General features: G+C 27.2%; 8 protein-coding genes. 1 reads left to right on the forward strand and 7 read right to left on the reverse strand.

The window, feature by feature from the left end; all coding sequences use genetic code 11:
- Window positions 1-25: 25 nt before the first annotated feature.
- The 6 genes from Q1B05_RS17830 to Q1B05_RS17855 all read right to left on the reverse strand — a co-directional run bounded on the left by Q1B05_RS17830 (window position 26) and on the right by Q1B05_RS17855 (window position 8299).
- Window positions 26-2404: a polysaccharide biosynthesis tyrosine autokinase gene (locus Q1B05_RS17830; RefSeq protein ID WP_299782676.1), complete on the reverse strand. Its 2379-nt coding sequence runs from the start codon at window positions 2402-2404 to the stop codon at window positions 26-28.
- Between the two features lies 1 nt (window position 2405).
- The gene (locus Q1B05_RS17835) at window positions 2406-3200 is read right to left on the reverse strand and encodes a polysaccharide biosynthesis/export family protein (protein WP_299782678.1); all 795 of its coding nucleotides are present in this window, start codon (window positions 3198-3200) and stop codon (window positions 2406-2408) included.
- A gap of 8 nt (window positions 3201-3208) precedes the next feature.
- Window positions 3209-5119, reverse strand: a complete 1911-nt coding sequence (locus tag Q1B05_RS17840; RefSeq protein ID WP_299782680.1) for a nucleoside-diphosphate sugar epimerase/dehydratase — start codon at window positions 5117-5119, stop codon at window positions 3209-3211.
- Complete coding sequence (locus Q1B05_RS17845) at window positions 5112-6233, reverse strand: aminotransferase class I/II-fold pyridoxal phosphate-dependent enzyme (RefSeq protein ID WP_299782682.1); 1122 nt, start codon at window positions 6231-6233, stop codon at window positions 5112-5114. Before Q1B05_RS17845 ends, Q1B05_RS17840 begins: the two co-directional genes overlap by 8 nt.
- Window positions 6234-6669: 436 nt before the next feature.
- Window positions 6670-7350: an HAD family hydrolase gene (locus tag Q1B05_RS17850; RefSeq protein WP_299782684.1), complete on the reverse strand. Its 681-nt coding sequence runs from the start codon at window positions 7348-7350 to the stop codon at window positions 6670-6672.
- Window positions 7334-8299 (reverse strand): ATP-grasp domain-containing protein, encoded by a 966-nt coding sequence (locus Q1B05_RS17855; RefSeq protein ID WP_299782686.1) that lies wholly within the window; start codon window positions 8297-8299, stop codon window positions 7334-7336. Before Q1B05_RS17855 ends, Q1B05_RS17850 begins: the two co-directional genes overlap by 17 nt.
- Window positions 8300-8803: 504 nt before the next feature.
- On the opposite strand from Q1B05_RS17855, the gene Q1B05_RS17860 reads away from it, so the two are divergent.
- Window positions 8804-9421, forward strand: coding sequence for a sugar transferase (locus Q1B05_RS17860; protein WP_299782688.1), 618 nt, complete (start codon window positions 8804-8806; stop codon window positions 9419-9421).
- 26 nt (window positions 9422-9447) lie between these two features.
- Here the strand turns inward: Q1B05_RS17860 and Q1B05_RS17865 are convergent, their stop codons facing one another.
- On the reverse strand, window positions 9448-11538 hold the full coding sequence (locus Q1B05_RS17865) for an HAD family hydrolase (protein ID WP_299782690.1): 2091 nt from the start codon (window positions 11536-11538) through the stop codon (window positions 9448-9450).
- Window positions 11539-11966: the final 428 nt, after the last annotated feature.

Consider the following 11966-nt stretch of genomic DNA (forward strand, 5'->3'; position numbering starts at 1 on the left):
AAGGAATACTATTAAATCTAAATGGTTAAGAGTCTTTACTAATAAACTTTTGAAACCAATTTTTAGTAGTATTCGGATTTTTTCCGTAACCATAACCATATCCGTAACCGTTATTCTTTTTCTGATCAGAATTATTAAGTAATACGGTCATGTTTGGTAAACGTTTATCATCATACATAGTCTGAGCTATATTAAGATTTCTTTTATCTAAATAATTCGCTTTCACAACGTAAATAAAGATATCTGCATATTTACTAAAAAGTAATGTATCTGTTACTAATCCTACTGCAGCCGTGTCTACAACTACGTAATCATATTTATCTGTTACAGTATCAAAAAGTTCTTTTACTCTATCACTTAATAATAATTCTGCGGGATTAGGAGGTATTGTTCCTGATGGAATAATATCTAAATAAGGATTGTCTTTCGTTTTTACAATAATGTCTTCAACTTTAATAGAATCATTACTTATATAATCTGTTAATCCATTTGCATTCTCTATTTCTAAATATCTCGATCCTTTAGGGACTCTAATATCAGTTTCTATAAATAAAACTTTCTTTTCAGAATAAGAGATAGACAATGATAAATTTACAGAAGTATGAGATTTACCTTCTTTACTTGTTGTAGAAGTTACAAATATAATTTTAGATTTACGCTTTATGTTTTGAAGCATAAAATCAATATTTGTTCGTAAAATTCTAAAAGCTTCTGCTTTTGGCGAATAGTCTACTTTTTTAACCGTTACATGCTTTGTATACGATTTTGGAATCTCTCCAATAAAAGGAATATTTAAAAAGTTTGCTAAATCCTTTTTTGTATGTACCGTATTATCTAGTATATCTTTAGTATAAATAATTGAAGTTGGTATAGCTAAAGCAAAAATTAATGCAGCTAAATACACTAATGGTATTCTTGGACTAATGGGTGTGCTTGTACTACTTGCACGATCTATTATTTTAGCATTTGGAGAAGACATCCCTAGTGTGATCGCCGTTTCTTCTCTTTTTTCAAGTAAATATAAATATAAAGATTCCTTAATATTTTGTTGTCTGGTAATATCTCTAAACTTACGTTCCTTTCCTGGAGTTGAATAAATTTGAGCATTAATTCTAGAATCTGTACGTTTTAAAGAGTTTAAAGTAATCTCGCTAGAAGATTTAAAATTCGTTAAACTCTGTTCTAAATTCTGTTTTAACGCTTTAATCTGGTTATTTAGATTAATAACAGTAGGGTTCTTTTCACTAGAATTTTTTAATAGTCGGTTACGTTGCATTACCAAATCATTATGGCTTTTTGTAACTTGAGCTATTCCATTATCTGCAATCCCAACATTAGCAGGCAGTAAATCACCATTTCCATTATTTGCGTTTAAATGATCTTCCATATAGTCGATCAATTGGATTTGGTTAGTTGTAGAAATTAATTGATTTTCATTATCGCGTTCAGATTGTAAAAATATATTCGATTGCGAGCTTAAATCTGTTAATCTATTATCTTTTTTTAATGTTTCTGCAGTTAAATCAACTTTTTCCAATTCCTGAGAAACAATATCTAATCTATTTGTAATAAAATCTGAAGTAACTTGAATAACCTCTTCCTTATCATTTACAACATCTTCATTATATTTATCTATTAATTTATTTAAAAAATTCTCAGATTTTTCTCTAATTGTACCACTTAAAGACAATTTAATAATATTAGAACCTTTCTCGTTTTCTAAAAGCACAGCACTTTGGTAAGTTTCTACCAACTTGTATGTTGGCGTAAAAGTAATTTTAATTACAGAGCCTTCTTGCGAACCATATGCTCCCATATTAGGCGTAATTATCATACCACCAAACGATGTGCTTATTTTGTCTCCAAAGTTAAAACTTTCACTAGGCACACTACTCTCTCCTAAAGATGTTAATGTTTTTGGATCTTCGTGTGAAATATTAAATTTATCTTCAGAAATTATTGTAACATAAAAAGTTGTATCTACATTATTTATTACAGAATCGTTTTTAAAGAATGTTAAGCTAACAGGAGGATCTAAATAATTTTCCTTTTCTTTTATACGTCCCTGAACATAAAATCTAATATTCAATTTTAGATCTTTTATAACCTGCTCGATAAGTGTTTTTGATTTTAAGATTTCAATCTCATCAGAAATCACATCAGAATCACCAGATAACAAACCTGACGTTTGTAAACCAGAAATTTCAGGAAACTTGTTCATTTGTTTCTCATCTGTAATTTTAATAATTGCAGTACTCTGGTATTGATTTGTTGAATATCTTAAAAAGATAAATGCAATAACTAAACAGACAAATATTGATAGCAGAAAATATTTCCATTTTGATAGATATAGGTGAAGAATATCACTTATATGTGTATAATTATCTTGAATTTCGTTTTTCATATTAGTTGAGAATTATAGCAGTTATCGTAGCTAATGTTGCAATTGCAGAAATTAAGACGACATTATTTTGGTTATAAGTTGATGATCTGATTTTTGCTTTATTTGGTTCTACATAAATCACATCATTCTGTGTAAGAAAAAAATGAGGGGAATTCATGACGTTTATAGATGTTAAATCGAATTTATAATATCTATTTTCACCATCAACTTCTCTTATTAAAAATACGTTATCTCGTTTTCCATAAATAGTTAAATCTCCAGCTAAACCTAAAGCTTCAGTAAGCGATACTTTTTCATCTTGTAAACTATAAGTCCCTGGTTTATTAACTTCTCCTAAAATTGTAATACTAAAATTGGCTAGTCTAATGTTTACAATAGGGTCTTTTATATATTCTTTAAGAATATTCTTTAAATACAAGTTGGCTTCACTTCTAGATAATCCACCTAATTTTATAGATCCTAATACAGGAAATTCTATATTACCATTAGTATCTATTAAATATGTTTGCATTTTTAAGGTACCTTGAGCTAAATCTACAGAATTGGTATTATAAGATACTGCTGGTAAATTAAAAGGTCTTGCAGCATCTGGATCGATGGCAGAAACATCTATTGTTAATAAATCATCTGGTTTAAATTTTATTTCAAAATTGGATAGTTTACTAGCTGGTAAGGCATTTTCATCTTGAAAATATACGATACTTTCTCTTTTAACTCCACAAGAGGATAAAATCAAACAAATAATTGCTGATAAGATTATTGGTTTAAATTGTAATTGATTAAAAATTTGTGTCATAAGTGTTATTATTTTTTACTATCTAAAGCTTCAAATTTGGAATTATTAGAGATGTATTCAGGAACAATCTCTTTTATTTTAGTTACAGTTTCTAAGGTTAAACATTTTGGATTAGTGGTATGTAAGTCTATAATCTGATTAAGTATTGTTGTTGAATCTATTTCTTTAGATTTAGCAATCATTATTTTTTCATGATATGTTGGACGTGTATTCTCGCCATTTGCTAATAACTCTTCGTAAATTTTTTCGCCAGGTCTTAATCCTGTGATTTTTATATCGATATCTTTTGGATAATTTAAACCTGAGAGTGTAATCATGTTAATTGCTAGGTCGAAAATCTTAACTGATTTCCCCATGTCGAACACAAAAATCTCTCCTCCATTTCCCATTGCAGCAGCTTCTAATACTAAAGAACAGGCTTCCGGTATTGTCATAAAAAAACGTGTAATATCCTTATGTGTTACCGTTAATGGTCCTCCGTTTTCAATTTGTTTTTTAAATAATGGAATTACAGATCCATTAGATCCTAACACATTACCAAAACGTGTGATAATAAATTTTGTAGCTTCTTTTTTATTTAAACAACTAATATATAGTTCTGCAATACGCTTAGTTGCTCCCATAACATTTGTAGGGTTTACAGCCTTATCTGTAGAAATCATAACAAACTTAGTCACTCCATATTTAATAGATAGATTGGCCATGTTTATTGTTCCGCTAATGTTTACACTAACCGCTTCATAGGGATTATTTTCCATTAAAGGAACGTGCTTATAAGCTGCTGCATGAAAAATAACTTGAGGATTTAAGCTTTTAAAAAGCTGATCCATTCTTATCATATTTCTAACATCTACAATAATAACTTCAAATCTTTGAATGCCACTTTGAATAAATTCTTGTTGAAGTTCATACAAAGGAGATTCTGCAACATCAATAAGGATTAATTTTTTATAATCAAACTTAGTCAGTTTTCTGGCAATCTCACTTCCTATTGAACCTGCAGCACCAGTAACAATAATAACCTTGTCTGCATATTCGTCTATTAATACTGGATTATCGATACTGATGGGCTCACGACCCAGTAAATCTTCAATATTAACATCTTTAATCTGGCTTATTTGTAACTCCCCATCAATCCATTGCTGAACAGGAGGTGTAATCTTAACTTTTATAGATTTTGCAAGAAAATCTTTTGTAATATCTAATAATCTTTCAGAACTTATATTCTGAATAGAAATAATAATTTCATCAATTTTATTTTTTTCAATAAAATCAATAGTTATTTTATTAGAATCATACACTTCTAGAAGATTGATTTTTTTACCAATTTTCTTACTGTTATCATCAATAAAACCAAAAATATCTATAGTGCTTTTAGCATCATTTGTTATCGCATCATAAGTAACCATACCAGCATTACCAGCTCCATAAATTAAAACGCGATGATTTTTTTTGTTAAAAATACTTTTATCAGATATGATACTGTGATAAATAGATCTGATAAAGAATTTAGCTCCTATTAAGAAAAAAACATTTAGTAATAAATGGATATAAATAACAGAACCTGCAATATCAAATATTGTATCGTATTCATATTTTCGACTTAAATACGTTGTAATAATTAAGATTGTAGCTAATAAATTAATACCAACTATAATGTTTACTACATCTTTTACACCTGTAAACCGAACAACACCTTTGTGTGTACTTACAACTATAAAACTAATTGCTGCTGCTATTAAAACAAATGGAATTTGTTTTAAAAATTTGCCAAAATCAAAAGAAATTTCAAAATTATATCTAATTAAATAAGCTAAAAAGAATGTAAATGCAACTAAACATAAATCTACCAACAAGACAAGCCATTTAGAGGCATATCTTTTAGATAAATTAATAAGTAAGACGTTTAATCTATTCAAAATATTGTATAATTAATGAAACTATTCGTTCTAAATCTTCTATTGATAAATTTGATCCGCTAGGTAAGCATAACCCACGTTCGAATAAATCGTCTGAAACTCCATTTAAATAACAAGGTGCATCTTTAAAAATAGGTTGCTGATGCATTGGTTTCCATAATGGTCGTGTTTCTATATTATCTTTTTCTAAAAATAATCTTAAGCCTTCTTGATCTTTTTTATTATCTAGTAAAATACAAGTTAACCATCTATTAGAATAATAACCTTCAGGTTCTTGTAAGAACGTGATGTTTTTAATCTGATTTAGCTTAGATACATAAAAATTAAAGTTAGCGCGACGTTTATTTACATGATCTTCTAAAACCATCATTTGTCCACGTCCTATCCCTGCAATTACATTAGACATTCTATAATTGTAACCAATATGAGAATGTACATATGCAACATCTTTATCTTTTGCTTGAGTGGCTAAAAATACAGCCTTATCTTTATCTACTTTAGAAGCACACACTAAGGCACCACCTCCAGAAGTTGTTATAATTTTGTTTCCGTTAAAAGATAATATAGAAAACTCTCCAAACGTTCCACATTTTTGGTCTTTGTAACGACTACCTAATGCTTCTGCACTATCTTCTACAACAGGTATATTATATGCTTTTGCTATAGCATGTATGTCTTCTTTTTTATATGGCATACCATATAAATGAACTGCTATTATTGCTTTTGGAGTTTTCCCCTTAGAAATTCTGTCTTTAATTGCGCGTTCTAACTCAATAGGACACATATTCCAAGTCTCTCGTTCACTATCTACAAAAACAGGAGTTGCTCCTTGGTATACAATAGGATTTGCTGAAGCAGAAAATGTTTTAGATTGACAGATTACTTCATCACCTGGACCTACATTCAATAAAATTAAAGCTAAGTGTAAAGCAGCCGTTCCAGCACTTACTGCTGCAACGTATTTGTCTGCGTTTAAAAACGTGTGTAAATCATCTTCAAAACCTGTAACATTAGGACCTAATGGAGCTATCCAATTGGTTGAAAAAGCTTCATTTACAAAGTCTAATTCATGTCCTCCCATATGTGGTGATGATAACCATATTTTTGAATTCATAAGTAAAATTGTTATATAAATATTAAAACAATTTTTATGTCTATTTAGGGACTTCTAACATAAAAATAATCAAAAAAATTAAACTTTTTTCTAATTGCTATGACTAGAAAATGTTTATAAATATCAGTAATTATATGAGTGCAATTCAAATAAAAACGATGAATAGCAGATATTTACGTTAATTCATATTTAAAGGTTAATTGATAAAATATATTGGTCTAATCATTAAAATTAGGTGTATTAAAAGAAGGTAAAATACCTACAAAACAAGACTACAAATACGAGTTATTATAAGATTTTTCGCATTATAAAATAACTATTTAATATGCTTAGTTATATTAAAAATTCGATACGATGTTTAAAGTCTAGATTACTTAATATTGTAAAAAACAAACATTACAAATAAAGAGACTACTCTACTCTAATTTAGTAAGGTTTAAATAATTTCACACAAAACATTTTTTATATCTTTTAAGACATTAATTTTAAAAACAGGAGACTGTTCTTTACTCAAATTCATGTCTTGTGTATGAATGTTTACGCCATTATCAAGTAGACAAACAGAATACCAGTTTAAAGTATTTGGAGCAATGAAGTCTTTCTTAACATTATCTCCAATATATAAATAGGTTGCTTCTCCATACTTATCGTTAAAATATTTAAAATTATTAGTATTAGGTTTCTCAGATCCAAATTCTTCTGAAATAATAATATCATCAAAAAAATGTTCTAACCCCAGAGCCTTTATCTTGTTACGCTGTTGTGTACTTCTTCCATCTGTTATCAAGCCTATTTTAAACATGTTCGCTTTTAAATAGGTTAAAGTTTCTTTGTTTTCTTTACTTAAAACAATATAGGGAGAATGGTTTCTGTAAATAGTTAACAGATCGCTTACAGTTATATTTTTAACTTGAGTTGATGTAATGATTTCTTCAAAAGTATTCTTCTTATCGTTATAAAAAGTCATCATTTGATTGAAAATACTTTCAGATGTAATCTCTGAGTGCTTTGCAATAATATCGGAAATCTCTTTATATGCCGATTTTAAAAAATCTATTTCATTATATAAAGTATCGTCTAAGTCTAGAACAACAATAATTTTATGCTTTAAAATCATGAACTAATATTTCGCTATCATATCTTAGCATTAACAAATTATCTTCCCAATCCGTAAAAGATTCTACGATTTCATCAAGTAAATATTCTTGAATAATCCATTTCGGGTAATTTGCTCCTGATAAATAAGATAATGGATACCCTCCACCAAATCTTGCATTAATTTCAATACCATAAACTGTATCGTTCTCTTTATGTTTAAAAAACTGAGCCGTAAGACACCCAACAGCGCCTTCTATAAAACCTAAATTTGTATTTATATAATCTAAAAGTGTATTCTTTTGAGTTACCCCTTTATTCACTTCTCCATCTCTAATTGCAATACGTTTTCTGGGTACCACACATTTTAAAGTACTATGTTTATCGTAATACAAATCGCAAGTAAACTCATCATATTTATTATGATCTATGTATTCAAAAAAGATTAGATCATCATTTTTAAAATGATAGTCTGTTAAATCCTCCTCTAATAAAATCTTAAAATTATCTACACTTCTACTACCATTTAAAGGCTTAATGTAAAGTGGTAATTTATAGTCGGTTTTAGAATATTCTTTAGCAACATTAATATTCATTTTAGAAAAGAAATTCTGAGTCTTCCTTTTATCTCTACAAATATTTATAAAAGAAGCTGAAGAAACGATAGGTGTAATCCCTTGATTTAAAATGGTTTGTTTATTTCTAGATAATAAAGCCAATTCGGTATCTATTGTTGGTATAATTAACTTCACATTATTAGATACACATAAATCTATTAGAGCCGTAAGGTAGTTAGCGTCATTAAGTAATGGTAAATGAAATGATTTATCTGAAGCTTGACATGCCGACGATAAATTTGGTTCATAATCTGCTGTTAAGACCTGACCTTCAGGAAACACTTTTTTTAATTCTTGTTGAAATGCTCTAACCAGAGAAACTCGTCTTCCTGCGCATGTAATTAATATATTCATTGTTAACTCTTGATTGATTAAAGTGAAAAATTAAAATTGGTTTATTTATAATGAAATACTAACAGTAATTATATATCTAATATTAAATTAACGTTGTAAATAATTCATCTGCCAAGTATTACTTTAAATAAAAGCTAATAAATTGACACCGTAAACTTCCAAAATTCTAAGAATCTAATCAAAAATAATCTTTGAATTGTACTATAATTACTTTAATCAGTCAATAACATTATTTAATATAAATAAAGTAAAACGTAGTTATTAAAAAGACCGAGTATTTCCAATTTAAAACCCACTATGCATATAAACTAATTAATCATTATAAATAAATTTGAATCATATATAGACGTAAAAATTTAAATTTTGTTAAAGGTTATAATGCATGTGAAATAGAAAATATTAAATTTGACTATTACTACGTTAATCCCTAAATTTAAATCATATTAAATTCGGTTATTGACTCATATTATAGGCCAATAATTAGTTATAAATAAACCAAATAAAATGTATAAAACTATATTTAAAAGAGTAATTGATTTTTCTGCATCCCTTATAGGTTTTATTATTTTGTTACCTGTATTTTTACTTGTTACATTAATTTTATTAGTTACAAATGGTCAACCATTTTTCTTTCAAAGTAGACCTGGAAAAAACGAAAAAGTTTTTAAAATTATTAAGTTTAAATCCATGTCTGATAAAAAAGATAAAAATGGAAACCTACTACCAGACGCTGAACGTGTTACTGTATTAGGAACATTTATTAGAAAATTTTCTTTAGATGAAATCCCGCAACTTTTAAACGTTATCAAAGGAGATATGAGCTTAATAGGTCCAAGGCCTTTACTAGTAAGATATTTACCTTATTATACTAAAGAAGAACAAATAAGACATACTGTAAGACCTGGAATTACTGGTTTAGCACAGGTCTCCGGACGAAATTCTATTAGTTGGGATGATAAATTAGCAAAAGATATAGAATACGTTGAAAATTTAAGTTTTAAATCTGATTTACAGATTTTATTAAAAACAGTTCTTAAGGTTGTAAAAGGTTCTGATATCGTTTTAAGTCCAGATGTATTAGATTTTAATGTTTACAGAGAATCTAAAAAACAATCCTATTAAAACCGTATATATCAACACATAACTATTTATTTTTTAAAATTAAAATATGTATATTTTAAATAAAACTGTTTCATTAAAAATGATCTTCGTATCCAAATATTAAACTTTATATACCAATAGATTAAGTAGGAAGGAAAAAATGCAAATAATAAAAATTTATGTTTAGTAAAAAGGTACGGTTTAACTCTAAGTAAGTACCTAAACATTTTTTCAGGCCTCAAAATAAAAGTTTTTACACTAACTAAAATATCTTTTTTACTTCGATCGGTGTTTATAGTTAATCCTTTAGAAAAATCTCCAACATTAGAATAGAAACCCTCAAAAATTTTAATCATCTTTGAAATTTTTCTTTTAGAAGCAAAAATGCCTATACGTAAAGCATAGTTCACCATTTGTTCTTGTGCAATTTCTCTTGAATAACAAATTTTATCAAAATCATTAATTAGAATTTTAAATTGCTCAAACATAAAATTCTGAATTTTAGAAATATGATCTTTATAAATTCTTTTTTCATCTGCTTGATGAAATTCGTTAGAAAACGTTGGTGAATTTATATCGTAAGAAATGGTACTTCCATGTGGTGCAGAGAGTAATTGTTCATTTAACTCTATATTACCACTAAGAATATAATCTGAATAACTAGTGTATGGATATACCGAAAAATTTAAACCAAATCGTTTAGTCGTATCGGTAATATTATAAACTTCTCTTATACCCAAATAATATGCATAAACCTTTACTTCACCTTTAAAATAATCAAAAAGTCTTTCTTGCATTGTTCCTCCCCAACCAATATCTGCTAAGTGTAAACCGTCTGTAACAAAATCGACATTAAAAGACTTTAGGTAAGCATCAAAATACGCTTTCTGTTCTAAACGTGTTTTATCATAATGTGTGACGAATAATTCGTTTTGTTTTAATGCTTCAAAAACATCTGAATCTAAAAAATTAGGAATACTAATAGATTGTATAGATTCTAAATTTAAACGTGTTATAATTTCATTAATAAGATCATCATCAAAATTAAAATTATTTAGAAAGCCTTTAGGTGATAATTTTGGATATTTATTTCGTAAAAAAGAAAATGCTTCATCATCTATACTTTCTAAAGATACTATCATACTAGCCTGTCTAGATGTTTTCAAATAATGTGTTTTAATTAAATCTTCATCTGTTAAAGCATAATAACTCTGATAGAAATCAAATAATTTTTTAAAATACAGTCCTTCCCGAGATAGAAAAAATATATCATTAATACATGCCTTTTTTAATTTAAAATATAAACGTTCTATATAAATAAAATAGAATAAAATATAATCACTATTTGCTGGTACATGTTTAGAATTACAACGTTTATATAAACTATTTACAATTTGTTTGTAATCCTTTAAATCAGAGCCATAAGAATACTTTATTTTAGTTTTAGAAAATTCTTTATTTGGAATATATAGGGTATTTAAATTACTTTTTTCGGCATTAACGATATCATGTTTCAAATTATCTCCAATCATTATTATATGAGTAGGATCAAGGCCAAGAATATCAATTAAATACGTATAAAAATTACCATTATGTTTACTTTTTTCGCATTCTGAAGACACAAAAACATCATCAAAAAGATGTTCAATTTTATGTGACTGTAATATATTTAGAATAACCTTTTTAGATGTATAAAAATCTGTAACACAATACAAATCAGAACCTTTATTTTTTATTTTTATTAATTCTTTTACAGTATTTTCATTTAAAAACTGTACTTTAAGTTCTACAGTAACTTCTGTTTTTTCAAAATAATTCTGAAACTTAGAAAATGAAATATCACGAACTAAATCACAACAAATAAGCCTATTATATACTTCTTTTATTAATAGCTCATAAGGAATTTCAATATGCAAAACCTTGTGTTTTTCACTTAGATAAATTTCAACCTCTTTACGAATAAAATATAATTCATCGATATCTATATCTAATCCTAATTCCCTAATCATTGTTTTAGCCCATAATCGCATTACGTAATTAGGATGTACTGTTCTATGAACAAGAGTATCAAACATATCACAAAAAATTACAGATCCTGAGCTTACAGTATCCGCAAAAGAACCACTTGTTTTCTTCATATAAAATTTATGTTTATTGCTCGGGAGGATTATCTGTAATAAGTATAACCTAGAATATAAACACTTTGCTTAACTATATAAACTAGATGTTCTTATAAATTAATCATATTCAATTAATTAAATATGAAAGTAATTTTTTTTTGAATTTAATTAACTCTTTTTCGATAAGAGTCAGATAAAAACTATAAAAAGTTAAAATGCTGATATAAATAACACCAAACGTTAAAATATATTAGATTTAGAAGACGGTTGATTATTATATTTTTTTTAATATATAATTACAGCCTGTAAATAAATTGAAGAGTATAATTAAAAAAATAAAAAGAAGTACAGTATTAGAATAACTTAGCGATAAACCACAAAAAGAATTGTGTATTGCATATAAACTATAATTAATTTTAAACAAAAAAAATCCTGAACAAATAAAT

Source organism: uncultured Formosa sp. (assembly GCF_947500765.1).
Classification (GTDB): Bacteria; Bacteroidota; Bacteroidia; order Flavobacteriales; family Flavobacteriaceae; genus Formosa.

What these genes read in the sequence shown, in the direction of transcription:
- Q1B05_RS17830 (WP_299782676.1), bottom strand. Translation starts at nt 2,404, where the DNA reads ATGAAAAACGAAATTCAAGATAATTATACACATATAAGTGATATTCTT.
- Q1B05_RS17835 (WP_299782678.1), bottom strand. Translation starts at nt 3,200, where the DNA reads ATGACACAAATTTTTAATCAATTACAATTTAAACCAATAATCTTATCA.
- Q1B05_RS17845 (WP_299782682.1), bottom strand. Translation starts at nt 6,233, where the DNA reads ATGAATTCAAAAATATGGTTATCATCACCACATATGGGAGGACATGAA.
- Q1B05_RS17850 (WP_299782684.1), bottom strand. Translation starts at nt 7,350, where the DNA reads ATGATTTTAAAGCATAAAATTATTGTTGTTCTAGACTTAGACGATACT.
- Q1B05_RS17855 (WP_299782686.1), bottom strand. Translation starts at nt 8,299, where the DNA reads ATGAATATATTAATTACATGCGCAGGAAGACGAGTTTCTCTGGTTAGA.
- Q1B05_RS17860 (WP_299782688.1), top strand. Translation starts at nt 8,804, where the DNA reads ATGTATAAAACTATATTTAAAAGAGTAATTGATTTTTCTGCATCCCTT.
- Q1B05_RS17865 (WP_299782690.1), bottom strand. Translation starts at nt 11,538, where the DNA reads ATGAAGAAAACAAGTGGTTCTTTTGCGGATACTGTAAGCTCAGGATCT.